Genomic DNA, 24,681 nt, shown 5'->3' on the forward strand with positions numbered 1-24,681 from the left:
ACATCCAAGACGAATACGGTCACGGCCCTCGGGAGGGTTACACCACTCTATGGGGCACTACTGGAGGGAAGCGAAGCACCTCTACGAGATGGCAAAGAAGGTGCGATCCGGTGACCCTGAGAACTTGGAGGGCCAAGCCGCCAGAGTATTGTGGAAAGGGCTCTACGGACATCTGAACTTCACTCGGATTCCCGGTGCGAATGATGCACTGAATGCCGCCCACAACTATGGGTACACAATTCTTCGTGGTCGCGTGCTCACGTCTATCTTGGGCTCAGGGCTGACTGCCGGGATCGGGATCTTCCATAGGGGGCGATCCAACCCTTTTGCACTAGCGGACGACCTCATCGAGCCCTTCCGCGCAGTGATCGACCGGGCGGTACTTGAGTTCGATCCTGAGAAGCTACTGCTGGATCAGCCGACAAAGAAGGCACTCATTCATGCTGTTCGCCCCCTCGATGTCCCTGAAGAGGGTTTTCGAGTCGATGCCGAGATTGACCGGTTCACCGCTGCTTTCGCTCAGTACCTGGAGGGAAAGCAGGACTATCTGGAAGTGCCGAGGATTTGAAAGATGGCGGATCCCGTGTGGTTACTTGTGATGTTTGACCTTCCGGTCCAAACTAAGGCACAACAGAAGGCCGCCAATCAGTTCCGAAACCTTTTGTTGGACTTAGGGTGCTCTCGCGTGCAGTTCAGTGTGTATGCTCGCTACTTTCCGAATGCCAGTCAGTCGCATCGTGTGGTGAAGAATATCGAAGAAAACATCAGTCCTGGTGGCGCAGTACGCATTATGCGATTTAGTGACGCAGTATGGTCATCAATGAAACGTTTTGAGGCCGAGGGACAGGCCATTGAGGCTGAAGAGCCAGAGGACCAACTGCTGTTGTTCTAGCTCCCTAGGAGCTAAGAGATCATCGCCGACGAACGCCAGCCAGGTCGTCGCCGATGACCTTCACCCGAACTACGTCCCTTGAGAAACACCGGAAACCCCGAACAGCAATGCTGCGGGACTTCGAGGGTTGAATTATGTGGCCCCGTCGGTATGACCCGACAGGGCGGAGAAGTCAGAGGAACCGAAGTTCCTCCTTATTAAGAATCTCCCCAGATTCTCCTCGATAGTTGCCGAAACTCTAGCATTTTTCGCTTCAAGTGTCAGCACTGAGGCCTCCCAGGACTGGTCAGACACCGTTTCCGAGCTCCGAAAAGCCCTCCAAAACGGCCTCTGACCAGGCCCTTTAGCCCCGTATCCAGTCTATCGAGGAGTGGAGGGGGAGATTCTCAACGTTCGCGGCCTGCCAGCCGGCGACGTCGCCAGTCTATCGAGGAGTGGAGGGGGAGATTCTCAACCCTCGCCGCCGGTATCGTCCTCGCCCTCCCAGTCTATCGAGGAGTGGAGGGGGAGATTCTCAACATCCGGTTGGGGTACCCGCGTCTGGGTGCCAGTCTATCGAGGAGTGGAGGGGGAGATTCTCAACGTCCTGACCAGCAGGGCGTGACCCTGGACCAGTCTATCGAGGAGTGGAGGGGGAGATTCTCAACAAGGTGGGGGGGTGAAATTGAAGTTTTGCCAGTCTATCGAGGAGTGGAGGGGGAGATTCTCAACAACGCTTCTGGTAGGCCGGTAAATAATTCCAGTCTATCGAGGAGTGGAGGGGGAGATTCTCAACAATACTTCAAACTGATTAGAGCGTGACCCCAGTCTATCGAGGAGTGGAGGGGGAGATTCTCAACCAGTGCTGGCACCAGCTAGTCAGCCTCCCCAGTCTATCGAGGAGTGGAGGGGGAGATTCTCAACAGCTTCTCCATGGCCAAGCTCGCGGCCACCAGTCTATCGAGGAGTGGAGGGGGAGATTCTCAACGTCGCCGACGGGCACCGCCGCCTCGCGGCCAGTCTATCGAGGAGTGGAGGGGGAGATTCTCAACCGCTTGCCGACAGTGCCGACCCGGTTGCCCAGTCTATCGAGGAGTGGAGGGGGAGATTCTCAACCGTGTTCTGTTCTGTCATGTTCCAGATTCCCAGTCTATCGAGGAGTGGAGGGGGAGATTCTCAACGTACGTGAGGGTCCACCACTGCGCGTTCCCCAGTCTATCGAGGAGTGGAGGGGGAGATTCTCAACCGACCGGAAACCATGATAGCTACCAAGCCCAGTCTATCGAGGAGTGGAGGGGGAGATTCTCAACGATTGGAGCCTCACCTATGCACATCAAGCCAGTCTATCGAGGAGTGGAGGGGGAGATTCTCAACGCGACCCCGCATCTAAAGCTAGGGCGCGCCAGTCTATCGAGGAGTGGAGGGGGAGATTCTCAACGTCTGCCGCCCTTCTCCTGCATCCACGCCCAGTCTATCGAGGAGTGGAGGGGGAGATTCTCAACCAGAGCTCCTGTGGGACCGCATCCCATCCCAGTCTATCGAGGAGTGGAGGGGGAGATTCTCAACCTCTTCTTTGCTTCCAAATCGGCCAATGCCAGTCTATCGAGGAGTGGAGGGGGAGATTCTCAACTGATGTTAGAGAACCGCTGCATGCTCATCCAGTCTATCGAGGAGTGGAGGGGGAGATTCTCAACTGAGCAGGCCCGGCACGAGGCGCAGCAGCCAGTCTATCGAGGAGTGGAGGGGGAGATTCTCAACTCGACCCAGCAGTAGCAGCATCAAGCAACCAGTCTATCGAGGAGTGGAGGGGGAGATTCTCAACACCCGCCTATCCCCTGCCGCTAAGTCAGCCAGTCTATCGAGGAGTGGAGGGGGAGATTCTCAACCTCGCTCTCCGGCTGCCGCTTCCACCAGCCGGCTGGACTGGGAGCGGGGCTGACAGGACCAGGGAGGCCGATCCCCCGGAAGTTCTAGCGCTGAGTGCGCAGCTTGTGCAGCGTTTCCGGGTGTTCTGGGGTGAGAGTGCTGCACAGATTGCGCACTCGATGGATTCCTAGCGTTCGCCGCAGAGTTTGCCTAGGTGCCGTCCGCAGCAGGAGTACGATGAGGCTCAGAGGGCAGGAGGAGCTCATGACTGATACGGATCAAGTCACACAGCACGACGGCCCGATAAGAACCGTCGATGGCCTGTACAAGGTGCTGCTGACGTACGACCGGGGCCAGGCTGTGTACTACAAGGACCGGGAGCTTGCTGAAGCGATCCACGATGCCAATCGCAAGGCAATCTACTTCCGGAACCTCGAGCATGACCTGCGCGCCTGGCAGAAGCTTCCGTGGTGGAAGCGGCTGTTTACGCCCCGTCCCTGATTCCCAGCGCCCCCCACAACACCACCCCCTAGACTGGTGGCAGTCGAGCATGGAGGAACGCACTGTGGCAGATCTGGAGAAGCTCAACAAGATCGGGTGGCTGCTGGTGGGCGCCGCCGTCCTGGTGAGCCTGCTGGTGATCATCGGACTCTTCAACGGCCTGGGCTTCTGGGCCGGGTTCTGGAGTTTTGTGTTCATCGTGGCGCCGCTGGCGGTGATCGGCCTGGCGCTGCTGGGCAAGCGTTGGTTCACGATCTCCAAGCGCACCGGCCGCCGGCTCTGACCGGTGGCAGCGCCTCAGCGAGTCCTGATCTCCGCCTTCGAACCCTTCGGCGGCGCGGACCGCAACCCCTCCCAGGACGTACTCACCCTACTCACCCAGCGGGCAGACCAGGGTGAGCTGCACGCACAGGCTGAACACCGCGGCGTCGTACTCATCCCGCTGACCCTGCCGGTGGAGTTCGGCCGCGCCGGGAAGCTGCTCACCGCAGCCATCGGCGACCACTCCCCCGCCCTGGTGGTCTGCCTGGGGCTCGCCGCAGGCACTGAGACCATCCGGCTGGAACGCCTCGGGGTGAATCTGCGCGATGCCCGGATCCCGGACAACGCCGGCGCCCAGCCCACCGACGCGCCAGTGGCTGCAGATGGCCCCGCCGCCCTGTTCAGCACACTGCGCCTGAAGGCCGCCCACGCCCGCATCGCCGCCGCGGGCATCCCCGTCTCCCTCTCGCTGAGCGCAGGCAGCTATGTGTGCAACGATCTGCTCTACACGGCCCTGCACCACATCAGCTCCCAGCGGCTGCAGATTCCTGCCAGCTTCGTCCACATCCCCGATCTGCCCGGCGTTGATCAACAGAGTGCTGATCAGCACAGCCCAGGCAGCCCCCTGAGCATCGGCCAGGCTGCCACAGCGGTGGACCTCCTGGTGGCCGAATCGCTGCACAACACTGGCGACGCCGCCACACCCCTGGGTACGCTCCACTGAAAGTTTCACGCCCTGCTCAGGTCACTTTCAGAGTAGGTGCTTACAGTCAATAGCGGTAAGCAGAAGTTCCAATCCTTGAGAAGCGTGCAGCGAGGTGACCATGACGTCACAGGAACAGGACGAGGCCGATACCCGGCTCCACCATCAGGCTGCCCAGCGCAATGGAGCCCCTCCCCCGGAAGGCGGCAAGAAGCAGGATGACCTGGGTCTCTCAGCATCCAACCGGGCTGTGACCATCACGCTGATAATCGGCATCGCATTGATGATCCTGGTGCTTATGCTGCCCTATCTCAGCAACCTCTGAGTCCGTTGCAGCGGCGACCCGCTGAAGCTCCCTGCCGAGGGATAAGCTTGGTTCCCGATGAGCAGGAGCAAAAAGAAGACCCGGGGCAATCCTCGCGGCCAGGCTAAGCGGCGCAGCTCCTCCTCACGCACATCCTCCCGCACCGCCTCGCGTGGCCCACAGCGGCGCACAGCCGCTGCGCGTTCCATGCAGGCAGCCAGGTACCTCTGGGCGGTGGTGACCGGCCTGGTGATCGCAGCTCTGCTGTTTGAACCCACAATGGTCTGGACCCTGGGAGTGGGGTTCTTCATGGTCGCCAATGCGGAGCTCTTCGGCCTATGGATGGTGGTGGCCGGCTACGGCATGGCCTGCCTGCCTGCCACATTCGGGCTGCTGGTGGCCACCGGGCGGTTCTGGTTCAGCCTGACCCACGGACTGTGGATCGGTGCTGTGTACTCCGTGACCGGATTCCTGCTGCTGGACCGTATCATGGGGCTGCTCAGCCCCTACGGATTCCCCTAGTTCCGCGGCTCAGAAGTCACGGGCCATCTCGGCGAAACGCTGGAAGTGCCCCTGGAAGATGAGGGTGATATCGCGGGTGGGACCGTTACGGTTCTTCGCCACAATGATGTCCGCCTCGCCGGCACGTTCGGTCTCTTTGTCATAGACCTCGGGGCGGTGCAGCAGCATCACCATATCGGCATCCTGCTCGATGGCTCCGGACTCACGCAGGTCAGAGACCTGGGGACGCTTATCCGGGCGCTGCTCGGAGCCGCGGTTCAGCTGGGAGAGCGCGATGATCGGCACATCAAGTTCCTTGGCCAGCAGCTTCAGGGTTCGGGAGAACTCGCTGACCTCCTGCTGGCGGGACTCGACCCGTTTCCCGGACATCAGCAGCTGCAGATAGTCCACAATGATCAGCTTGAGGTTCTCCCGCTGTTTCAGGCGGCGGCACTTGGCTCGGATCTCCATCAGAGAAAGGTTGGGGGCGTCGTCGATGTAGAGCGGCGCCTGCTCCAGGTGGTCCATGGCCCGGGCCATCTTCTCCCAATGCTCGTCCTGCAGGCTGGAGCCTTTGCGCAGATCACTGAAGTGCACTGCAGACTCGGCGGCGAGCAGGCGCATAGTCAGCTCCACCTTGCCCATCTCCAGGGAGAAGAAGGCAGTGGTCATACCGTGCTTGACCGATGCTGAGCGGGCGAAGTCCAGAGCCAGTACCGACTTGCCCATGGCGGGGCGGGCGGCGATCACGATCAGCTGACCGCCATGGAACCCATGGGTGAGATCATCCAGGTCCCGGAAGCCGGTGGGAATGCCGGTCAGCGTGCCGTCATTGGCGGCATTGACCTCGATCTCCTCGATAGTGGGGGCGAGGATCTCGGAGAGCCGGGAGTAGTCGGCGCTCTGCCGGTTCTCCGCTACGGTGTAGATCTCAGCCTGGGCCTCGTTGACGATCTCATCGACCTCACCATCGGCAGTATGGCCCAGCTGTACGATCTTGGTGCCGGCCTCCACCAGCCGCCGCAGAATGGCGCGCTCGCGCACGATATCTGCGTAGAAGCCGGCATTTGCTGCTGTGGGCACCGATTGAGCCAAATTGTGCAGATAGGCCGGACCGCCCACCCGCTGCAGCTGCTGCTTCTTGCTCAGCTCGTCTGAGACGGTGACCTCATCGGCGGGCTCGCCGCGGCTGTAGAGGTCGATGATCGCCTCAAAGATCAGCTCATGGGCCGGGCGGTAGAAGTCGCGTCCGCGCAGCACCTCCACCACATCAGCGATGGCGTCCTTATTCAGCAGCATGCCGCCCAGCACGGACTGTTCGGCGACCATGTCCTGCGGCGGGGTGCGCGACTCCGCGCCGGCCCCGGTGCCCGGGTCATAGGTCTCCACACTCACCCCGACAGTCTACTCACCGCTTGTCCTCACCGCGCTGTGCCTTTAATCTCGCGCAGTGCCAGCTGTTCCAAGGGGGCCCGCAGCCCGTAGACCAGCCCGGCCAGCCAGGTGCGCATGGAGCGGCGGGCCTGCCGGGTATCGGGGTACCGGCACCGCAGGTGCAGTCCGGTTTCGTTGATCACGAACCAGATCATCACCCCGTCGGTGTGGATCACCGCCGAGACGTGCTGCGGGTTCAGGTCCTGGGCCACGTTGACCGGCAGTTTGCGGTGGTCCAGCCAGCTCATGGCGAACATTCCGGGCACCTGGGGCATGCCGCCGTAGGTGCGCATGATCGGGGCCAAGGGGTAGGAGCCCAGCCTGATGGCCTCCTTCACTGCGGCGTAGCTGGACTGATATCCGGCGTCGTCGTTCTCCAGTGCTGAATTGGTGATGAACCACCCCACCGAGTTGTACCAGCGCTGATCATCCCGGGAGTGCACCGGGAAGACCGCGCGGAAAGGCTCACCGGAGAGTTCGCCGGCGAGCCGGGTCATCACCGAGACCGCCACGGCGATCAGCCGCACACTGTGCTCCTTGGCATGGGCCTCCACGGCGGCGAGCTCCTCGGCGTCGAAGACATCGCGAATCTCTACCCTCTCCTCCACCGGCTGGGAGATATCCCCGAGGTCCAGCGGGAACGTGGGCATCGCGCCACCGCCAGCCTCTAGGATCTCCCGCCAGCGGGCGACCACCTCAGGAGGCGGCGCGGGCCGGTTCGCCAAGTGCCGGGAGTGGGAGGCGAAGGACTCGGCGGGTGGGAGGTCAACCCCCGGCGGGTGGCCCTCCAACAGGTCAGCGACGCAATGGGCCAGATCCCGGGCCAGCACCAGCAGGCTCCAGGCGTCCACATGCGCATGGTCAGAACCGATGATCACCTGCGCGGGCCGCGCGGAGGCGGGGTCCTCGATCAGGCACAGCCGGTGGGAGGGGGCGTTGAAGGATTGGCAGACGGCGTCGAAGTGGGCGCGCAGGATGGCGCGGATGGCTTCTGGGGACTGCCCGGTCAGCTCCTCCCAGGTACCGGGCTCAATCTGGACGCTAGACAGCTGCAGATCTGTCTGGGGCCCGCCGCAGTGTTGGTCACCGGCCTGCTGGTCCCGCTCCGGTGTGGCAGCAGGTGGGGCCGCGGCGTCGTTCTGCTTCTTGGTAAAGACCGTCCGCAGTGTCCCGTGCCGGCTGATCACATGCAACCAGGCCTGGGCGATAGTTTCCCGCTCGGCCTGCACCGGCAGGTGGAAGGCCACCGCCATCCAGGAGCCCGGCCGGGAGCCGAGGCCGACATGACGGTCCTGGTCAAAGGACAGCGGCAGCCGCTCTGGCGGCTCCGCGGCCCGCGCGGTCACGGAGTAGGTCAGCAGCCGGCCAGGCTGCACCTGCATCTGGGAGACATTCGTCAGCCTCATGAGCGTAGTGTAGATGGGTGCCGCGACGTATAGGTAGCGCGGGAGAAACCTCCGGTTAACATGAGCTCCGGACACTTGAAAGAAGCTATGAAGCGTTTCCAGACAGCAGGTGCGACCCTGGCCTACGAGGTCAGTGGTGCGCCTGATGGACCCTTATTCGTCCAGACGCATGGTCTGACCTCCTCGGCCTGGCGGGAGCACCGTGCCGGATTGGACGTCACCGGTGCCCTGCGAGGATTCCGGGTGCTGCGCTATGACGCCCGGGGGCACGGTTCCTCCACCGGGCGGGCCGTGGCCGTGGACTATGTGTGGCCGCGCTTGGCTGAGGATCTGCTGGAGCTGCTGGAGGTGGTGGCCCCCGGGGAGCGGGTGCACACCGGCGGACCCTCCATGGGTACAGCGACCCAGCTCTATGCCGCGCTGCAGGACCCGCAGCGATTCGCTTCACTGAGCCTGCTGGTCCCGCCCACCGCCTGGGCTACCCGGGCTGCCCAGGCGGAGTCCTATCTGCGCTCCGCGGAGCTGGTGGAGAATGAGGGCATGGGCGCCTTTGTACGGGTCGGGGAGTCCGTGCTGCCCCCGCCCGCCCTGGCCGACCGGCCCCGGGAACGGGTCCCTGCGGTGAGCCAGGAGCTGCTGCCCTCGATCTTCCGCGGCGCCTCACTCACCGATCTTCCGGATAAGGATGCGGTGGCCTCTATACAGACTCCGGTGCAGATTCTGGCCTGGGTGGATGACCACGCCCATCCGGTCTCCACCGCCGAACAGCTGCACCGGCTGCTTCCCGATTCACAGCTTTCGATCGCTGAGACTCCGGAGGATCTGGCCACCTGGCCGGCACGGGTGGCCCAGTTTGTGCACCGGCACCGCAGCTGACCACCAGCGCTGCGTGGCCCGAGGGATGACCGGATCACCGGACCAGCCCCGGTGAAGGGGCTTCGGCAGGATCAGCGCTGCACAGCTGCGGCTCTGATCCCCTTCCCTTTGCCTAGGTCCGGCGATCCGATCTTCAGCGTCCCTGCAGAGGTCACAGGACAACCGCGAACGCTCCCTGTGAGCCAGGGCTTCGCCTGTCCGGTGTCACTCAGTCCGTCCGCAGCTGCGGACGGTGGTCTGATGCGGATGCACGCTGGCTGGTGCCGGCCAATACCCGCATCGGTGCGGAGGGACGGTTCACACTGTAGGCCGGGTTGCGGCGCTGAGGCAATAGGTCCCCGCACACCCCCTGTGGATAAAATGTGGACTGGGCGGCGTGTTCTGTGCAGAACCTGAGGGAAACCCTGTTGATAATAGTCGGCTTTCCTCACAGGCCACGGTCTGACCTGGGACGATGTAGCGACACGCTGTGAATTCAAACTTTTTTCCGGTGTGTGACAGGGCAGCCGGGAACAGTTGCTGTTTACCTGCTATTGGGTGTATAGACACTTCTGTGGACTCTTTTCCACAGGTTATCCACAGTGTGGAAGCGGGTTCTGAGACCTCCGTGCTGAGCCCGTCTGCTCAAACCCCCAGTCAGCGGCAGAGATGTGCATGCGCTCGGCCTCGGATGGGTTTTCTTTCAAATTTGAAGTATTATAGGCGTGCGGTGATCTCCGCATTCTTCCCCTTCGACGTTCTTACCCTTCGACTCTGTGCAGGAGAGCTATGCAGTTCGGCATCTTTTCCATCGGCGATGTGACACCGGACCCGATCACTGGGCATCTGCCCTCCGAGCAGGAGCGGATCCGGGCCACCGTGGCAATTGCCAAGAAGGCCGAGGAGGTGGGACTGGACGTCTTTGCCATCGGCCAGCACCACAACCCGCCATTCGTGGCCCCGGCGAACCCACCGATCTTCATGGCGTATATCGCCGCCCAGACCCAACGCATCCTGCTCTCCACCGCCACCACTCTGATCACCACCACAGATCCGGTGCGGATCGCCGAGGACTACGCCTATGTGCAGCACCTGACGCAGGGACGGATCGATCTGACACTGGGCCGCGGCAATACCGGCCCCGTCTATCCCTGGTTCGGCAAAGACATCCGCGCCGGCATCCCGCTTGCGGTCGAGAACTATGCCCTTCTGCAGCAACTGTGGCGCGAGGAGAACGTGGACTGGAAAGGCCGGTTCCGCACCCCGCTGCAGGACTTCACCGCCACTCCGCGTCCGCTGGACGGGGTCCCCCCGTTCGTGTGGCACGGCTCCATCCGCTCCCCGGAGATCGCTGAGCAGGCCGCGTACTACGGTGACGGGTTCTTCCACAACAACATCTTCTGGAACAAAGAGCACACCGGCCGGATGATCGATCTCTACCGGGAGCGCTACGAGCACTACGGCCACGGCCCGGCGGAGCAGGCCATCGTGGGACTCGGCGGCCAGGTCTATATGGCTGAGACCAAGGAACAGGCCATGCGCGAATTCCGGCCCTATTTTGACCGCGCTCCCGTCTACGGCGGCGGGCCCTCTCTGGAGGACTTCTCCACTATGACGCCGCTGACGGTAGGCACCCCTGAGGAGGTGATCGAGCGGACGCTGAGCTTCCGTGACTACGCCGGGGACTACCAGCGCCAGCTGTTCCTGATGGACCATGCCGGGCTGCCCCTGGAAACCGTGCTGAAGCAGATTGAGCTGCTGGGAGAGAAGGTGGTTCCAGTGCTGCGCAAGGAGGTCGCAGCCCGCACCCCGGAGACCGTTGTGGCGCCGCCTACCCATGAGCGCCTCAAGCAGCGCCGGGCAGAGGGTAGCGATCCCGTCCCGGGCGGGAGGAAGAACGACGACGCCGCCCACTGATCACTATGACGTTGGGTCGCAGCCCCGGCGCCGGAGGATTCCTTGTGTGAGGATGCGTGAGCATCCGAGCTAAGGAGGAGGTGTCGGGGCGGAGGGGCACCCAACGTCCTCCAACGGCAGTTAGACAGCTGTGGCCCCGGGAGAACCTCCCGGGGCCACATGCTTAGGTGATGCTGGTGACTACTTGGTGGCCACAACCTGCAGGTCGAGGCTGGCGGTCACATCGGTGTGCAGCTTGACGGTGGCGGTGTAGCGTCCCACGGACTTAATCCGCTCGGGCAGCTCCACAGTGCGCTTGTCGATGCTGCCCAGACCCGCGGTCTCCACAGCCTCAGCAATCTGGGCCGGACCCACAGTGCCGAACAGGCGGCCGGAGTCGCCGGTCTTCACACCGATCTTCACCGGTGCCGACTGCAGCTTCTCAGCCACGGCCTGTGCTTCCTCCACGGTAGCGATCTCGCGCGCCTGACGGGCGGCACGGATCCGCTCCACGTCCTTCTCGGCACCCTTGGTCCACGTCAGTGCGAAACCTCGGGGCAGCAGGTAATTACGTGCATAGCCGTCTTTGACCTCGACCACATCGCCGGGGGCGCCGAGGCCGGTGACTTCCTGAGTCAGGATGAGCTTTGCCATAGGTATGTCCTTTCCTTCCTCAGTCGTCTCAGCCGCGGCCAGCGCCGGAGTACGGCAGCAGGGCCATCTCACGGGCATTCTTGATGGCCTGGGCAATCTTGCGCTGCTCCTGCACGGAGACGCCGGTGACCCGGCGGGCGCGGATCTTGCCCCGGTCGGAGATGAACTTCCGCAGCAGGGCGGTGTCCTTGTAGTCGATATGGGTGATATCAGCAGCCTTCAGCGGGTTCGCCTTGGGCTTGATGGGCTTCTTGGCCTCAGCCTGTCGTGCCATCGTGGTGCTCCTTTGTTATTGGTTGGAGCCCGCGCTCAAACGCGGGATGGATAGTGTGTTGGTGGTGTGCTCAGAAGGGCGGCTCGTCGTTGCGGCCGGAGTCCCAGCCGCCGCCCTGTGAGGGCTGCCCGCCCCATGGGTCGGGCTGCTGGCCGCCCCCGAAGCCTCCTCCGGGATTGCCTCCGCCGAATCCGCCGCCGGAGTTGTTGCCGAAGCCTCCTCCGCCGCCCTGGCGGGGTGCCTGACGCTCAATCTTGGCAGTGGCGTAACGGAGGGAGGCGCCGATCTCGTCAACGTCCAGCTCCCAGCTGGTGCGGTTGTTGCCCTCTTTGTCCTCAAAGCTGCGTGCCTTCAACCGACCCTGGGCGATGACTCGAGTGCCCTTGGTCAGCGATTCGCACACATTCTCTGCGGCCTCTCGCCACAGGGAGCAGCGCACGAACAGCGTCTCGGCATCCTTGTACTCATTGGCCTGCCGGTCGAAGTAGCGCGGGGTGGAGGCGATGACAAAGTTCGTCACCGGTGCTCCGGAGGGGGTGAACCGCAGTTCTGGGTCGGCGGTCAGGTTTCCGACCACGGTGATGACGGTTTCGTTGTAGGCCATGTTGTGTACCTTTCTCTGCTGGTGGTGTAGCTAAATGCTAGGCCCAGGGTGGGAGACTCAAGCGACCTTGAACTCTTCGGGGCGGATGATCTTGGTGCGCAGAATGGTCTCATTCAGGCGCAGCAGACGGTCCAGCTCCTTGGCGGTGTCCGGGGTGGAGTGGAAGTTGACCACCGCGTAGATGGCCTCTTTCTTCTTCTGGATCTCGTAGGACAGCTGGCGGCGTCCCCAGATATCGATCTCGTCCACGGAACCGCCGTCCTTCTTGACCAGTTCCATGTACTTGCCCAGTGTGGGCTCCACAGTGCGCTCGTCAACCTCGGGGTCGACCAGCACCATCAGTTCGTAATGACGCATTATTGAACCCACCTCCTTCGGTCTTGCGGTCACGGTACTTCCGTAACAGGAGGTTCTGATGCGTGCTGTGCGTTCAGGACGCACAACCCCGCAATACTACACCGTGAGCTCCGCTGTGAAAAATGCCCGGATCGCGTCCCTGAGATGGGCCACATCCTGGACTCCACACATCTCCCGGGCTGAGTGCATGGACAGCAGCGGGATACCGACATCCACCGTGCGGATGCCCAGCCGGGTTGCGGTGATCGGCCCGATGGTGGAGCCGCAAGGGATGTCGTTATTGGACACGAACTCCTGGCTCGGCACCCCGGCCGCCCGGCAGATCTGAGCCCACATCGCCGCCCCGGGCGCATCGGTGGTGTAGCGCTGATTGGCATTGATCTTCAGCAGCGGACCTGCATTGGGCAGCGGCCGGTTGGCCGGATCATGCCGCTCAGAGTAGTTGGGGTGCACCGCGTGGCCGGCGTCGGAGGACAGGTGCCAGGAGCCTGCGAGCGCCTGGGCACGCTGGCTGACCGTGGCGCCCAGCCCTTCATAGATCCGGCCCAGCACCTCCTCCAGGAAAGGACCTGCCGCTCCGGACCGGGAGGCCGAGCCGAGCTCCTCGTGGTCAAAGGCCGCCAACATCGGGATCACCGGGGCGGAACCCTCAGCGTCCATCAGCGCCTGTAGGCCGGTGTAGACACTGGAGAGGTTGTCCAGCCGCCCTGAGGCGAAGAACTCCCCCTCAGCTCCGAAGACTGCTGGCTGCTGCGCATCAGCCACCACGACGTCATAGCCGTCCACCTCATCGGCGCTCACCCCGGCAGCACGGGCCACCACCTCCAGCACATTCGGGGCCTGACAGCCCCTCATTCCCTCAATCGCCTCGGAAGACTCGGCACCAGTGCCGGTCTTCGCTCGGCTCAATCGCTCACCAGCCTTAGCGGCCCTTTCAGGGGAGCCGGCGAGCCCGAGGATCGGCATAGTGTGCTGCTGCTTGCCCAGCTTGATGCCCTCGGCGTTGACCTGCCGGTCCAGATGGATGGCCAGCTGCGGGATCCGGGCCACCGGCCCGGTGGCAGCCAGATGCGTGGCTCCGTCGCGGGTGACGATCCGCCCGGCCAGGCGCAGCTCCCGGTCCAGCCAGGAGTTCAGCAGCGGTCCCCCGTAGACCTCCATCCCGGCCTGGATCCAGCCCTGCTTGACCACAGTGGGTTTGGGCTTGAGCTTGAACCCCGGGGAGTCTGTGTGGGCACCGAGGATGCGCAGCGGCGTCGTCGCTCCTGCGCCCTCCGGAAGGATCCAGGCCAGCACCGCCCCGTCGCGGACCACTACGTATTTGCCGGGCTCCCCGGGTGTGACCAGGTCAGCCCAGTCCTGATGCTCACCCAGCTGGGTGAAGCCGGCAGTCACCAGTCGCTGGGCTGCCACCTCGGCGGCATGGTACGACGACGGGGACTCAGTAACGAAAGTGCCCAGATCCTCTATCAGCTCATCAGTGCTCAGACTCATGGCTCCACACTATCGGAGCAGCCCGGCGCACTTACTGCTCTCCTGGTTTGCGAGGACCCCGGGGTGGTTCTGCCGGCACTCCCTGCGTGAACCTGCTGAGCCGGAAGTCCTCCAGCAGCGGCTCTGGTTCGTCCAGGAGCTCACCGGAGACCGCTCGGCCAAGAAAGGGAGCGAGGGTGACTCCGCTGTGGGTGGCCACGGCATACATCCACTCAGCCCCGGGCACCGGGGAGGCGATGGTCTTCCCATCGGCCGGCATAACTCGCTGTCCCACCAGAAGCTGATCTATTCGGGCCCCTGAGCTCGCCGGCAGAATGCTGCGCAGCCTGGTGAGGAACTGCTCCGCCAGTTCTGAGTCGAGACCCGGTACATTGCCGGGTTCGGCTGTGGCATCGAGGTCAAGGGCCTGAATGACCAACCGTCCGCCGCCCTCAGGGCGAGCATTGAGCCACGGCGTGGTCACCAGTCTGGCCAGCTTCACCGGTAGCGCGTTGGTCCGGGCCAGATACCCCACGGTAACGTCACCTGGTTCAGTGAAGCGGGCCATCGGCACAGTACCGCCACCGAGTTCGGCCACCTCACCGGTGCGCCCTCCGGAGGCGAGCACCACCCGGTCAGCCGGGTAGCTGCCCCCGTCCTGGGTACGCACCACTACACCGCCGCCAGCTGAGTCGAATCCAACAACTGTTGCGCCCTCTACGATCTTTCCGCCCGCGGCCCGCAGCCGATGAGCCACCTCAGCGACATACAGCAGCGGGTAGACATGACCCTCTTCCGGGAAGTACATGATCGCACGGGGACTCTCTGGCAGGTTCAGCCCAGGTTCCAGAGCGGCAGCCTGTTCGGGGCTGAGCTCCTGCACCTGGTACCCGCGCCGGGCCAGTGCCTCAGCCCGGTGCCGCAGGTCCTGCTCGTGCGAGGCGTCTGCAGCAATCTCCAGGTGGCCGGTGCCGAAGAACCACTGGCCTCCGCCCGTGGCCTCAGTGGCGAAGGCGCGGTGGGCTTCGATTCCGGCGCGGTTGATCGCATAGTAGCTGTGCGGCTCCTTGCCGTTGGCGTTGATCCATGCGTAGGAGGTGGAGGTGGTCCCGGAGCCCAAGGTTTGAGCTTCCAGCACAGTGACCTGTACTCCGCGCCGGGCCAGGCCCAGGGCGATGGAAAGTCCGACAATGCCGCCGCCGACTATGACGATCCGTTGTTCATTGGTGCTCATTTAGTCTCCTGGTCTGTGGATGGGGAAAGGGTGGAGTGCTGCTCCGAACTGCGTCCGAATACTGCATGTGCCACCAGCAGGCCGAGCACGGAGGATCCGATGCCGAAGATGGCGTAGGGGATGGTGGTGTCGAGGATGTGCGCACCGGCACAGGCAATCAGTCCGGCAGCCATCGAGACACCTGCCGTCACGGCCTTGAGTCGTCCGCCGCGTTTGGTCAGGAAGTAGCCGATGAAGATCGGGGCAAACAGGATGGAGGCCGAATATGCGTAGGTGGCCACCAACCAGGCCAGTGCTGCGGGGAACGCTATCGCCAAGGCTGCCCCCAGGATGACCACAACCACGGCCACGATCCGGGAGATCCCGCGAGTGTCTTTGTTGCGGTAGCCGAAGACGTTGACCGTGATGTCCTCCACCACATTGGTGACCACTGACTGCAGGGCCGAGGAGGTAGTTGTGGCGATCGTGATCAGCAGGAACGAGGCGAACAGCGCCAAGAGTCCTGCTGGAAGCTGAGTCAGGAACCATCCAGCGGCTGCCTCCTGGTTATCGGTCATCCCGTCATTGAGCGCGCGTGTGGAGAGACCGAGCAGGAACGGGTACAGCGAACCGATGAATACAAGGGTCCCGCCGAGAATCATGACTAAGCGCGCCTTGTTGACGTCTCCGAGCGCGAAGACCCGCTGGTAGTACATCTGGTTGGTCAGCGTTCCGGGCAGGATGGCGAAAGCCCAGAGCAGCACTGTCATTCCGCCCGCGGCAGCCAGACCCTGGGGGAAGGAGGAAATCTCCGCCGGAACAGCCTCCCGGATTCCGCTCCAGCCGCCGGCCATATTGACCCCGTAGATGACCACTACAGCCGACAGCAGCAGCATCAGTCCGCCGAGGATGGCGTCTGACCAGGCCACGGAGCGCAAACCGCCCGGCAGCACGAACACCAGAGTGATGATGCCCATCACGATGGTCAACAGGACCGAATTCATCCCAGTGATCTCCGAGAAGAGACTGGCGAACGCCACGTACTGAGTGGCCAGCCACCCGAAGGGGACGACGATGGCGGCTAGAGCTGCGAGGACAGTGACCAGGGGGTGCTGGGTGTATATGCGGCGAACAATCTCTGGGATCGTGGTGAATTCCAGCCGACGCAACCACTTGGCGATGAATGACAGCAGCAGGAACCCGACAAAGACGAAGAATGGGTAGAACCAGTACGCCCACCCATGTTGGTAGGAGTTGCCGACATGTGCGACTAGGACACCGCCGCCGGTGGCGGTGGCGAACTGGGTGAGTACAGCAACCCAGAGCGGCAGGGAGCGCCCGGCGACATGCCAGCCCTCTTCAGTGTTGACCTTACGGCCGGCGATGATGGATACAGCGGCGCCGAGGCTGAGCACGGCGACACAACTAACCAAGACCAGGGTGAGTTGTCCTGCAGTCATGATGATTCTCCTCAGAAGAAACGTGCGGGTGCGAGGTGTTCGATGGAGTGGCCCGTCTCCCCGGCTGTCGCAAGGTCAGCGACGACCTCGCCGAAGGTGGGCGCCAGTTTGAACCCATGGGCGGAAAAGCCCGTGGCCACTGTGACGTGGGGCAGGTTCGGCAGCGATCCGATCACTCCGTGGTTGTCCGGGGTGAAGCAATCCGCGTAACTTCCAATCCTCACCGGGTGTGGGATGAGGTCTGGGAGGTGTGTTTCGACCGCTTCCCTGACCGCGGCGAGGTAACGCCGGCCCGGGTTGCGGTCGATTTTCTCCGCGCTGTCCAGATGGGGACGCGGGAAGCTGTGCAGGCTGACTTTGACGGTTTCCCCGTCGACAGCAGGGAAGCAGGAGAAGGCGATGTCTCCGGTGCGAATCACGATAGGTGACACCTCCTTGGCGAATGCTTCCGGGTTTTTGGCCAGGAACCAGAACGTAGTGATCTGATGCACGCTCAGCGGCAGACTGCTCAGCTCCAACAATTCGCGGGACCAGGGACCGGGGGCGAGGATCACGTGATCAAACCGGTGTGTCCCCTGCGAGCTGTGCACGGTGACGCCCTCAGCGTCGGGCCGCACAGAGTCGACGGAGGTGTAGGTGTGCAGCTGTGCACCGTTGCGCTGGGCCTGCTCGGCGGCGGCGATGACCGCCTGTTCTGGCCGGAGTACTCCAGCAGACTTGTCGAGCACGGCAGTTTCGCCTTCGCTCAGGGGAAGATGTGGGAAGCGGTGGTTGGACTCTTCGCGGGTGAGCAGTTCATGCGGCAGGTCGAACTCACGGATGCAGTGCAGGATCTGTTCAAGATCGGGATGGCCGTGGGGCCCGATGCTGAGTCCACCCGAAAGGGTGAGAAGGTCAGCACCTGATTCGGACTCCAGCGAACGCCACAGGTCCTTTGCCCGCTGCAGCAGCGGTACGTACTCCGCCCCCTCCTTATAAGCCACCCGGAAGATCCGCGTCTGGCCTCCACAGCCGCCTCGATCATGTCCAGGCGCATAGGTGTCGAAGCCGTGCAGATCAGTGACCCCACGCTGGGATAACTGCCAAAGCGCCATAGCTCCGACAGTGCCGGTGCCGATCACGGCGATGGAACGATCCAGTGACATTGTTGGTCTCCTAGTCAGATATGCGGTAATCCGTGGCGATCAGAGCGAGGTCAGTGCGTGTCGGGGTCGATAGTCTGCTCGACGAAGAGTTGGAAGGCGTGCGGAGCCAGCACCGAGTTGTAGACCTCGGCGAGTCCCCCACCTTTGAGGTAGGACTCACGACGGGTAAAGAACAGCGGGGTACCTTGGGGGAGCTGCAGCAGCTCCGCCTCCCGGGCAGCGGCTACTCCCGGATTGATATAGAGCCGGGATCGAACCACAGGGATGCCCTCCCGCTGGTAGTAGGCCAGAGTAGTGAGCTGAGTAAGGTCCTCACTCATCAGCCGGGGGGCTACCGCGAATGGAACGGCATGGACCTCGATGACCACAGGACTGCCGTGCCGGTCCTCCTTGACTCTGGTGAGCCGATGCACGGCATCCTGTTCACCGACCCCAGGCAGGTCAAAGTCGAGATCGGCGGCCGGAAGGGTCTGGGCAGAGATCACCCGGTGGGCTCCCTCAGTCTCCGGGCCAGTGGCCAGCAGGTTGGTGAAGCCCAGCAGGTCAGTCGCCCTGTGCGTGACGACTGTTCCTGCGCGTCGGCGGCGGGTGACCAATCCAGCCTCCGCCATCGCGGTCACTGCTCGTTGGACTGTGGCTCGTGAGACGTTGTACGTCTGGCACAGTTCGCGCTCCGTCGGCAGCTTGGAACCCGGTGGGAGCTCCCCGGAACGGATGGCGCGTTCCAGATCAGCCCGTATCCGGGTGTACTGCGACTGTGGCGACATGCAGAAAGACTAACCATATAAATAATGACTAGTCCATAGTTGTCCAAGAATTCCACCTTATTTAACGTGGCTGTAACACCAGGCTGCTGCTCGGGGCGCCAGGCCGGCAGGGGCAGGCAGCAGCGCCGGAGCGGCCGCCGCAGGCGCTAGTCCAACAGGCCGGACTGGTAGACATAGACCACGGCCTGGACCCGGTCGCGCAGTTGGAGCTTGGTGAGGATGCGGCGGACGTGGGTCTTCACCGTGGCCTCGGAGAGGAAGAACTTCGCCGCGATCTCGGCATTGGAAAGGCCCTCGGCCACGGCGAAGAGCACTTCGGTCTCGCGGGTGGTCAGCGGCTCGCGCACCACCCCGTCCTCCAACGCCGCAGCGATCTCGGTGCCGGTGGGTGTGGCGGCGCCTTGGGCAGGGGCTGTGACAGGTGATTCGGGGCTGGCAGCTGCGGTGGGCGTCGTCGTGCCCTGCCCGCCCTTGCGAACGTACATCTCCAGCAGCCGCTGGGTGATCCGCGGAGCGACCACGGCATCCCCGGAGGCCACCACCCGTACCGCATCCACCAAGTCCTCCGGCTCCACGTCTTTGAGCAGGAAGGCGCTGGCCCCGGCCTGCAGCCCGGAGAAGGCGTACTCGTCCAGGTCGAAGGTGGTGAGGATGATGACCTTGACCTCGCAGAAGGCTGCGGCGATCTTCTCTGTGGCCTCGATACCGTCCATAGTGGGCATCCGGACATCCATCAGCACCACATCGGGGCGCTGGTCACCCAGGTCATGGAGCTTCTCCAGGGCTTCGGCGCCATCGCCGGCCTCGGCCACCACCTCCAGGTCCTGCTCCTCCTCCAGGATGAGTTTGAAGCCCATCCGCAGCAGGTGCTGGTCATCGACCAGCATTACTCTGATCGGCCGTTGGGCCGGAGCTTCAGTCATTCGGTTCCCTCCTTGGTGCTGGGCTGTTTAACTGCTGCGCTGTTTGGGCCCGGCCGGCGGCTCCAGTACGGCGCGCACTGTCCAGCCGCGGTGCTTGCCGGGTCCGGCGTAGACCGACCCGTTGTAGAAACTGGCCCGCTCCTGCATTCCCTGGATGCCCAGCCCTGAGCCTACCGACTCACGCCGGGTACCGGGGGCGGGGGGCACGCCGTCATCGGTGACGCTGATGATCACCTGGGGCTCTCCGGTCAGCCCCAGGGAACGCTGCTCCTTCTCGGAGAAGCCCTGGGCCTTGAGCTCTTCGCAGGCGGCCTGGTCTGTGCCAGGGATATGCTCCACCACCACGTCCACCCGGCTGACCCCGCGGCCATAGCGCAGCACATTGGTCAGCGACTCCTGGAGGATCCGGTGCACGGTGAGGCCGAAGGCAGCGTCCTCCGGCAGCGGGGGGCCGGACTGCTGCACGTGCAGCGGCAGGCCGGCCTGGCGGAAGTTCTCGAAGAGCTCGTCCAGAGACTCGGTGATCGGGCGGCGGGCCTGCTCCACCTCCTGGCCCTCGCGCAGTACCCCGATGACTCGGCGCATATCTGCCAGTGCGCTGCGCCCGGTGGCGGAGACCTCGCCGATCACCTCGGCGGCACGCTCCGGATCCCGCTTGGCCACCACCCGGGCACCGTCAGCCAGTGAGATCATCACTGACAGGGAGTGGGCCACCACGTCATGCATCTCCCGGGCGATCCGGTTGCGCTCGCCCAGTTGGGCCAGCTCATGGGACTTCCGCGCCCATTCCACGATCTCGCGCTCATGCCGGTGCCCGCGGCGCACCGCAGCCCCGATGCCCACCGAGATCACCACCATGAAGACGGTGGCCACAGCCACCAACACTAGGGCCTCGAACTCCCCCATGCCCTGGTCCAGGTAGTACTCTGCCCAGATGCTGCCGCCGTGGTTCTCGATCCAGCTCTCTGCAACAAGCAGGGTGCTGTAGCCTAAGGCGCTGGCCGGCAGGGCAGCGACCAGACCCCAGCGCAGCCCATAGTGGTAGGCCACCGCGTACCCGGCCAGGCACAGCCCAATCAGCTGCGTACCCTCCCACGGGTAGAAGTAGAGCATGGCTGATTCGAAGAGCGCCACCAGCACCAGCACCGTCAACGGGCGGGCGTGCCGGAAGCACAGAGCTGCGCAGACCACCGTATAGCCCAGCAGCAGCCACCAGGCATCAGCGCCCAGATCGATAAGGGCCAGCGGGAAGCCCCACACGCAGAGCAGCAGGTAGAAGGCGACCACCACAGTGTTCATCCACTTCGGGTGCCGCCGGAACCACCCGCGGATCCCGGGTTTGCGCACTAGGCCCAGCTGGTCCCAGCGTTCGAACATCTCCGGCACGGCCTGAGGCTGCACCATGCCGTGGTGGTCGGAAAAAGGGCCGTGGTGGGCGGAAAAAGGGACGACGCCGCCAGGGGCACTCTGGCCGGCAGGCGGCGTCGTTCTCATCTCCCTATCTCATCATGAGTCGCGGCGGGTGAAGCTCAGCCAGCCCAGTACTAAGGGCACTGCGGTCCAGACCAGCAGGCCCACAGCAGCCGGTCCCGGATCGAGGACCGGGAAGAAGGCGTACTCCCCGGCGGTGGGGTTGATGAAGCCCTCCACCAGGTTCATGTACTCGACTTGGATCAGGGCCTCCACCCATGCTGCGCCATCGGTGACGCCCATCAGGATGCTCAGCACAATCTGGACCACAAACATGATCGAGGCCAGTACTACGATGCCTCCGGCGGAGGAGCGCAGCAGGGTGCCCAGGCCGAAGCCGAGCAGCACGGTGAGCACCACTACCAGCCAGGTCTTGGCGTACATCAGTGCGATCTCCCCGTCGGTGACGATATCGCCCAGGCCCAGCGGATCGGCGATCAGTGCAGTGAGCACATGGGCGATCAGCACCATGATGACCGTGGTCAGTCCGGTCCAGACCACCAGGGCCAGAGCTTTGGCGCTCAGCAGGGTGGTGCGGCGCGGCACTGCGGTCAACGAGGAGCGGATGGCGCCGGTGGTGAACTCGGTGGTGATGGCGATGACTCCCAGGGAGCCCAGCAGGATCATCGCGAAGAAGCTGCCGGTCTGGCCTTGGACGGCCATATCCAGAGCATTGGTGCTGAAGTCGCCGGCGAACTGCTGGTAGGCGAAGGCGACTGCCCCGGCGATGAAGGCGCCCAGGCCGATGGTCACGATCGAGAGCCACCAGCTGGTGCGCAGCGCTTTGAGCTTGGCGAACTCCGAGCGGAAGGTGCCCAGGAAGCTGACACCGGAGAGGGTGGGGTCTACCTGGTAGGCCGGCGGGCGGGCCGAGGAGGCGGTGTTCAGGTTGGGGGTCATCGTGCTTCCTCCTGGTTCTGGCCGCCGGAGCGGTATTCGACGTAATCGCCGGTGAGCTTCATGTACTGGTCCTCCAGGGTGGACTGCTGGGGGGTCAGCTCGTGGAGCACAATCCCGGTCTCCAGGGCGCGGCGCCCGATGCTGCGCGGGTCCAGGCCGGTGACCTGCAGGGTCTCAGCATCCAGATGCTCCAGGCTCACCCCGCTGGTGTTCAGCGCATTGGCCAGGTCAGCGATCTGCTCGGTGCGCACCAACACCCGCTGCTCGCCGGAGCTGAGCAGCTCGGCGATGGGGGCATCGGCGATGATCCGGCCCCGGCCCAGCACAATGAGGTGATCCGCAGTCTGGCTCATCTCACTCATCAGGTGGGAGGAGACGAACACCGTGCGGCCCTCAGCAGCCAGCTGCCGGGCCATGCTGCGCACCCAACGCACACCCTCAGGGTCCAGCCCGTTGACTGGTTCATCGAAGATCAGCACGGCGGGATCACCTAGAAGAGCCGCGGCAATGCCCAGCCGCTGGTTCATACCCAGTGAGTAGCCTTTGATGCGCTTACGGGCCGCCTCGCCCAGACCGGTGAGCTCAATGACCTCCTCCACCCGCTTATTGCTGATCCCGTGGGTCGCGGCCAGCACCCGCAGATGGGCACGGCCGGTCCGGCCCGGGTGGGTGGCTCCGGCATCCAACACCGCGCCCACTGTGCGCAGCGGGGCCTTGTGCTGGGCGAAGGGTTTGCCGTCAATGGTCACGGTTCCGGCTGTGGGCCGGTCAAGTCCCACCGCCATCCGCATAGTGGTGGACTTCCCGGAGCCGTTGGGGCCCAGGAAGCCGGTGACCTTACCGGGGGCCAGCTGAAAGCTGATGCCGTCCACGGCGGTCTTGGAGCCGTATCTCTTGGTGAGATTCTCTGCTGTGATCACGTTCACTCACTTCCCGTCTTGCAAAGAGCCGCAAGCCGGGTCCCCGGCTCGCTCTCTTACACTCTGCTAGACCCACAGGCTGAGCACATCCCCCTGGAGACTGATCCTTGACTCACCCCCGAGGCGGGGCGAGGGTCTGCCGATGCCCCTACGCTGGAGAAACCTCATCCTTGGGAGTTACGCCCGCCTTCCCCCGCAGACTAGTTCGCACGGTGAAACACGTCATGCATTTCCAGGTTTCGTCCAGATAATTTGTATGGGGTGGGGGTAAGACCCAAAAGAGGGAACGGAAAATCTGAAACTGAAGGAGCCCCATGCCCCGCATGAAGCACGTACTGACCGCATTGACCGCTGCCGGTGCCATCGGCCTCACCGCAGCCTGCGGCAGCTCTTGGTCTGCCTCTGACATCGAGTCCGATCTGGCCCGTGACCTGGACAATGAATTCCCGCAGGATGCCCCGCACGAGGTGGACTGTCAGGAGGGCCTGGACGCCGAGGTGGGCGAGTCCACCAGCTGCGAGGTCGAGGACGCAAACGGCGCCGGAACCATCGTGGTGGAGATTGTCCAGGTGGACGGCAACGAGATCGAGTACGAGGCCGAGTTCTCCGACTACAACCTGCACAACGGTGAGGATGACCTCGACTCTGAGGACGAGGCTGACGGCGAGGATGAAGGCTGATCCAGCCGACACGTACCCGTTCGCCCCGCGAGGTTAGTCCCGCGAACCGGCGTAGGTCCAGGCGCGCAGCGGGGCCTCCAGGGGTCCTCGTGCAAACCGGGCGAACCACAGATGCGAGATCACCAGCTGGGCGGCCCAGATCGCCAGTACAGTACCGCCCACCGCCAGTTCGCTGAGCTCCCCGGCTAGGCCGAAGCCCACTCCGGCAAAGAGGATCACCATCACCACGGACTGGGTGAGGTAGTTGGTCAGCGACATTCGCCCTGCCGGGGCCAGCAGCCGGGTCAGCGGCACGGCGCTGCGGAAGAGGACCAGCAGCAGCACAACGTATCCGAAAGCCTGAATCGGACCGGCGGCTAGGTTGAGCGCCGTGCCCAGCAGCTCCCCGCCCATGCCTGGGTGGTGATCCGTGCTGCCGGGCGGGCCCCAGGCAAGCAGCGCGGCCATGGTGCTCAGCACCAGGCCCGCAGCCAGTGCCGGTAGCCCCATGCCCAGCAGTCGACCGGTGCTGAGCTCCCCGGCAGCGATCCGCTCGATCAGCCGGGCTCTGCCGACCACCAGCCCGAGCAGGAACACCGCCAGGGCCAGCGGCCCCTGTCCGAACAGCACTGAGATCTGCACCAGCGGGTAGACCCCCAGCTGGAATCCCAACCACTGAGCGGCCGGACCGGTGAACGCTTCCCGGGCTGCTGCGGGATCTCCCATCATCGTCGTGCCGTCCAGGGCATCACCCACCGCCCAGCTGATCACCCCCAGAAACAGGAGAAATCCGACCAAGGCGGCGTAGAGCACTGCTGCGGTGATCAGCGCTGCCCTGGCTGAAACCCGGCGCATGCCCAGCAGGATGAACCCGAGCACCCCGTAGGCCAGCAGGATATCGCCGGCAAACAGGAAGAGGCCGTGCAGCAGGCCCAGCAGGATCAGTGCGGAGAACCGGCGCAGCGAGCGCCGCCGTTCGCTGGCCCCGCTCTGATGGGCCCGCCCCCAGGCCAGCACAAAGCTGAGTCCGAACAGGAAGCTGAAGATCACATAGGACTTTCCCTCAAAGATCAGCGAGGAGCCGAAGCGCACCAGCTGGTCCGCACTGGTCTCCACTGAGTCTCCGCGCAGCCCCAGGAGCATCTGCGGGTGGGCGAAGAACCAGATGTTGACGCTGAGAATGCCCAACAGGGCCAGCGCCCGCAGCGCGTCCACAACATGTACCCGCTCAGTGCTGTGGCTCCCCCTGTGCGCTGAACTCATA

At 63.7% G+C, this 24,681-nt stretch carries 26 protein-coding genes and 1 CRISPR repeat array; of the genes, 10 read left to right on the forward strand and 16 right to left on the reverse strand.

Annotated features, from left to right (window positions below; genetic code table 11):
* The first annotated feature begins 49 nt into the window (after positions 1-49).
* The 7 genes from cas1 (at position 50) to GNZ21_RS03210 (ending at position 5,028) form a co-directional block, all read left to right on the forward strand.
* A complete protein-coding gene (cas1, locus tag GNZ21_RS03180) occupies positions 50-568 on the forward strand; it encodes a type II CRISPR-associated endonuclease Cas1 (protein ID WP_157321268.1) in 519 nt (172 codons plus the stop codon).
* Between the two features lie 3 nt (positions 569-571).
* Positions 572-892: a CRISPR-associated endonuclease Cas2 gene (gene cas2, locus GNZ21_RS03185; RefSeq protein WP_157321270.1), complete on the forward strand. Its 321-nt coding sequence runs from the start codon at positions 572-574 to the stop codon at positions 890-892.
* Between the two features lie 355 nt (positions 893-1,247).
* Positions 1,248-2,757: a CRISPR direct-repeat array (repeat unit 36 nt; unit sequence CCAGTCTATCGAGGAGTGGAGGGGGAGATTCTCAAC).
* A gap of 244 nt (positions 2,758-3,001) precedes the next feature.
* Complete coding sequence (locus tag GNZ21_RS03190; protein WP_157321272.1) at positions 3,002-3,238, forward strand: hypothetical protein; 237 nt, start codon at positions 3,002-3,004, stop codon at positions 3,236-3,238.
* Between the two features lie 49 nt (positions 3,239-3,287).
* On the forward strand, positions 3,288-3,521 hold the full coding sequence (locus tag GNZ21_RS03195; protein ID WP_157321274.1) for a hypothetical protein: 234 nt from the start codon (positions 3,288-3,290) through the stop codon (positions 3,519-3,521).
* A gap of 3 nt (positions 3,522-3,524) precedes the next feature.
* Complete coding sequence (locus tag GNZ21_RS03200; RefSeq protein WP_157321276.1) at positions 3,525-4,223, forward strand: pyroglutamyl-peptidase I; 699 nt, start codon at positions 3,525-3,527, stop codon at positions 4,221-4,223.
* Between the two features lie 100 nt (positions 4,224-4,323).
* A complete protein-coding gene (locus GNZ21_RS03205) occupies positions 4,324-4,527 on the forward strand; it encodes a hypothetical protein (RefSeq protein WP_157321278.1) in 204 nt (67 codons plus the stop codon).
* Between the two features lie 57 nt (positions 4,528-4,584).
* Entirely contained in the window at positions 4,585-5,028 is a 444-nt protein-coding gene (locus GNZ21_RS03210; RefSeq protein WP_157321280.1) for a hypothetical protein, read from the forward strand.
* Between the two features lie 9 nt (positions 5,029-5,037).
* Here GNZ21_RS03210 and dnaB read toward each other — a convergent pair whose 3' ends face one another.
* Both dnaB and GNZ21_RS03220 read right to left on the reverse strand, forming a co-directional pair.
* Complete coding sequence (gene dnaB / locus GNZ21_RS03215) at positions 5,038-6,402, reverse strand: replicative DNA helicase (protein ID WP_188503516.1); 1,365 nt, start codon at positions 6,400-6,402, stop codon at positions 5,038-5,040.
* Between the two features lie 26 nt (positions 6,403-6,428).
* Positions 6,429-7,847 carry a condensation domain-containing protein gene (locus GNZ21_RS03220; RefSeq protein WP_157321281.1) on the reverse strand — a complete coding sequence of 473 codons (1,419 nt, stop codon included), beginning with the start codon at positions 7,845-7,847 and terminating at the stop codon, positions 6,429-6,431.
* A gap of 87 nt (positions 7,848-7,934) precedes the next feature.
* On the opposite strand from GNZ21_RS03220, the gene GNZ21_RS03225 reads away from it, so the two are divergent.
* Positions 7,935-8,723, forward strand: a complete 789-nt coding sequence (locus GNZ21_RS03225; RefSeq protein WP_157321283.1) for an alpha/beta fold hydrolase — start codon at positions 7,935-7,937, stop codon at positions 8,721-8,723.
* A 768-nt stretch (positions 8,724-9,491) separates the two neighbouring features.
* Entirely contained in the window at positions 9,492-10,619 is a 1,128-nt protein-coding gene (locus tag GNZ21_RS03230; RefSeq protein ID WP_157321285.1) for a CE1758 family FMN-dependent luciferase-like monooxygenase, read from the forward strand.
* Between the two features lie 180 nt (positions 10,620-10,799).
* On the opposite strand, the gene rplI is transcribed toward GNZ21_RS03230, so the two are convergent.
* From rplI to GNZ21_RS03295, 13 genes are all read right to left on the reverse strand, one after another.
* Positions 10,800-11,252 (reverse strand): 50S ribosomal protein L9, encoded by a 453-nt coding sequence (gene rplI / locus GNZ21_RS03235; protein ID WP_157321286.1) that lies wholly within the window; start codon positions 11,250-11,252, stop codon positions 10,800-10,802.
* A gap of 28 nt (positions 11,253-11,280) precedes the next feature.
* Positions 11,281-11,526, reverse strand: coding sequence for a 30S ribosomal protein S18 (gene rpsR / locus GNZ21_RS03240; RefSeq protein ID WP_157321289.1), 246 nt, complete (start codon positions 11,524-11,526; stop codon positions 11,281-11,283).
* A gap of 70 nt (positions 11,527-11,596) precedes the next feature.
* Positions 11,597-12,130: a single-stranded DNA-binding protein gene (locus GNZ21_RS03245; RefSeq protein ID WP_157321291.1), complete on the reverse strand. Its 534-nt coding sequence runs from the start codon at positions 12,128-12,130 to the stop codon at positions 11,597-11,599.
* A gap of 57 nt (positions 12,131-12,187) precedes the next feature.
* On the reverse strand, positions 12,188-12,487 hold the full coding sequence (gene rpsF, locus GNZ21_RS03250; protein ID WP_157321293.1) for a 30S ribosomal protein S6: 300 nt from the start codon (positions 12,485-12,487) through the stop codon (positions 12,188-12,190).
* 96 nt (positions 12,488-12,583) lie between these two features.
* Positions 12,584-13,981 (reverse strand): M18 family aminopeptidase, encoded by a 1,398-nt coding sequence (locus tag GNZ21_RS03255; RefSeq protein WP_157321295.1) that lies wholly within the window; start codon positions 13,979-13,981, stop codon positions 12,584-12,586.
* Between the two features lie 31 nt (positions 13,982-14,012).
* Complete coding sequence (locus GNZ21_RS03260; RefSeq protein ID WP_157321297.1) at positions 14,013-15,194, reverse strand: NAD(P)/FAD-dependent oxidoreductase; 1,182 nt, start codon at positions 15,192-15,194, stop codon at positions 14,013-14,015.
* Positions 15,191-16,633 carry a sodium:solute symporter family protein gene (locus GNZ21_RS03265; protein ID WP_157321299.1) on the reverse strand — a complete coding sequence of 481 codons (1,443 nt, stop codon included), beginning with the start codon at positions 16,631-16,633 and terminating at the stop codon, positions 15,191-15,193. Before GNZ21_RS03265 ends, GNZ21_RS03260 begins: the two co-directional genes overlap by 4 nt.
* An 11-nt stretch (positions 16,634-16,644) precedes the next feature.
* Positions 16,645-17,778, reverse strand: a complete 1,134-nt coding sequence (gene solA, locus GNZ21_RS03270) for an N-methyl-L-tryptophan oxidase (protein ID WP_157321301.1) — start codon at positions 17,776-17,778, stop codon at positions 16,645-16,647.
* A gap of 50 nt (positions 17,779-17,828) precedes the next feature.
* Entirely contained in the window at positions 17,829-18,545 is a 717-nt protein-coding gene (locus tag GNZ21_RS03275) for a GntR family transcriptional regulator (protein WP_157321304.1), read from the reverse strand.
* A 146-nt stretch (positions 18,546-18,691) separates the two neighbouring features.
* Positions 18,692-19,468, reverse strand: a complete 777-nt coding sequence (locus GNZ21_RS03280; protein WP_157321306.1) for a response regulator — start codon at positions 19,466-19,468, stop codon at positions 18,692-18,694.
* 27 nt (positions 19,469-19,495) lie between these two features.
* Entirely contained in the window at positions 19,496-20,962 is a 1,467-nt protein-coding gene (locus GNZ21_RS03285) for a sensor histidine kinase (protein ID WP_229659411.1), read from the reverse strand.
* 12 nt (positions 20,963-20,974) lie between these two features.
* The gene (locus GNZ21_RS03290; protein ID WP_157321307.1) at positions 20,975-21,838 is read right to left on the reverse strand and encodes an ABC transporter permease subunit; all 864 of its coding nucleotides are present in this window, start codon (positions 21,836-21,838) and stop codon (positions 20,975-20,977) included.
* On the reverse strand, positions 21,835-22,758 hold the full coding sequence (locus GNZ21_RS03295) for an ABC transporter ATP-binding protein (RefSeq protein WP_188503515.1): 924 nt from the start codon (positions 22,756-22,758) through the stop codon (positions 21,835-21,837). The genes GNZ21_RS03290 and GNZ21_RS03295 overlap by 4 nt, the downstream gene beginning before the upstream one ends.
* 314 nt (positions 22,759-23,072) lie before the next feature.
* Between GNZ21_RS03295 and GNZ21_RS03300 the strand changes: the two genes are divergently transcribed.
* Positions 23,073-23,438: a DUF4333 domain-containing protein gene (locus GNZ21_RS03300; RefSeq protein WP_157321309.1), complete on the forward strand. Its 366-nt coding sequence runs from the start codon at positions 23,073-23,075 to the stop codon at positions 23,436-23,438.
* A gap of 33 nt (positions 23,439-23,471) precedes the next feature.
* Here the strand turns inward: GNZ21_RS03300 and GNZ21_RS03305 are convergent, their stop codons facing one another.
* Positions 23,472-24,680, reverse strand: coding sequence for a DUF418 domain-containing protein (locus GNZ21_RS03305; RefSeq protein ID WP_157321311.1), 1,209 nt, complete (start codon positions 24,678-24,680; stop codon positions 23,472-23,474).
* Between the last annotated feature and the right edge of the window lies 1 nt (position 24,681).

Source organism: Nesterenkonia alkaliphila (genome assembly GCF_009758175.1).
GTDB classification, from domain to species: domain Bacteria; phylum Actinomycetota; class Actinomycetes; order Actinomycetales; family Micrococcaceae; genus Nesterenkonia; species Nesterenkonia alkaliphila.

What these genes read in the sequence shown, in the direction of transcription:
- cas1 (WP_157321268.1), top strand. Translation starts at nt 50, where the DNA reads ATGGGGCACTACTGGAGGGAAGCGAAGCACCTCTACGAGATGGCAAAG.
- cas2 (WP_157321270.1), top strand. Translation starts at nt 572, where the DNA reads ATGGCGGATCCCGTGTGGTTACTTGTGATGTTTGACCTTCCGGTCCAA.
- GNZ21_RS03190 (WP_157321272.1), top strand. Translation starts at nt 3,002, where the DNA reads ATGACTGATACGGATCAAGTCACACAGCACGACGGCCCGATAAGAACC.
- GNZ21_RS03195 (WP_157321274.1), top strand. Translation starts at nt 3,288, where the DNA reads ATGGAGGAACGCACTGTGGCAGATCTGGAGAAGCTCAACAAGATCGGG.
- GNZ21_RS03205 (WP_157321278.1), top strand. Translation starts at nt 4,324, where the DNA reads ATGACGTCACAGGAACAGGACGAGGCCGATACCCGGCTCCACCATCAG.
- GNZ21_RS03210 (WP_157321280.1), top strand. Translation starts at nt 4,585, where the DNA reads ATGAGCAGGAGCAAAAAGAAGACCCGGGGCAATCCTCGCGGCCAGGCT.
- GNZ21_RS03220 (WP_157321281.1), bottom strand. Translation starts at nt 7,847, where the DNA reads ATGAGGCTGACGAATGTCTCCCAGATGCAGGTGCAGCCTGGCCGGCTG.
- GNZ21_RS03225 (WP_157321283.1), top strand. Translation starts at nt 7,935, where the DNA reads ATGAAGCGTTTCCAGACAGCAGGTGCGACCCTGGCCTACGAGGTCAGT.
- GNZ21_RS03230 (WP_157321285.1), top strand. Translation starts at nt 9,492, where the DNA reads ATGCAGTTCGGCATCTTTTCCATCGGCGATGTGACACCGGACCCGATC.
- rplI (WP_157321286.1), bottom strand. Translation starts at nt 11,252, where the DNA reads ATGGCAAAGCTCATCCTGACTCAGGAAGTCACCGGCCTCGGCGCCCCC.
- rpsR (WP_157321289.1), bottom strand. Translation starts at nt 11,526, where the DNA reads ATGGCACGACAGGCTGAGGCCAAGAAGCCCATCAAGCCCAAGGCGAAC.
- GNZ21_RS03245 (WP_157321291.1), bottom strand. Translation starts at nt 12,130, where the DNA reads ATGGCCTACAACGAAACCGTCATCACCGTGGTCGGAAACCTGACCGCC.
- rpsF (WP_157321293.1), bottom strand. Translation starts at nt 12,487, where the DNA reads ATGCGTCATTACGAACTGATGGTGCTGGTCGACCCCGAGGTTGACGAG.
- GNZ21_RS03255 (WP_157321295.1), bottom strand. Translation starts at nt 13,981, where the DNA reads ATGAGTCTGAGCACTGATGAGCTGATAGAGGATCTGGGCACTTTCGTT.
- GNZ21_RS03260 (WP_157321297.1), bottom strand. Translation starts at nt 15,194, where the DNA reads ATGAGCACCAATGAACAACGGATCGTCATAGTCGGCGGCGGCATTGTC.
- GNZ21_RS03265 (WP_157321299.1), bottom strand. Translation starts at nt 16,633, where the DNA reads ATGACTGCAGGACAACTCACCCTGGTCTTGGTTAGTTGTGTCGCCGTG.
- solA (WP_157321301.1), bottom strand. Translation starts at nt 17,778, where the DNA reads ATGTCACTGGATCGTTCCATCGCCGTGATCGGCACCGGCACTGTCGGA.
- GNZ21_RS03275 (WP_157321304.1), bottom strand. Translation starts at nt 18,545, where the DNA reads ATGTCGCCACAGTCGCAGTACACCCGGATACGGGCTGATCTGGAACGC.
- GNZ21_RS03280 (WP_157321306.1), bottom strand. Translation starts at nt 19,468, where the DNA reads ATGACTGAAGCTCCGGCCCAACGGCCGATCAGAGTAATGCTGGTCGAT.
- GNZ21_RS03285 (WP_229659411.1), bottom strand. Translation starts at nt 20,962, where the DNA reads ATGAGAACGACGCCGCCTGCCGGCCAGAGTGCCCCTGGCGGCGTCGTC.
- GNZ21_RS03290 (WP_157321307.1), bottom strand. Translation starts at nt 21,838, where the DNA reads ATGACCCCCAACCTGAACACCGCCTCCTCGGCCCGCCCGCCGGCCTAC.
- GNZ21_RS03300 (WP_157321309.1), top strand. Translation starts at nt 23,073, where the DNA reads ATGCCCCGCATGAAGCACGTACTGACCGCATTGACCGCTGCCGGTGCC.
- GNZ21_RS03305 (WP_157321311.1), bottom strand. Translation starts at nt 24,680, where the DNA reads ATGAGTTCAGCGCACAGGGGGAGCCACAGCACTGAGCGGGTACATGTT.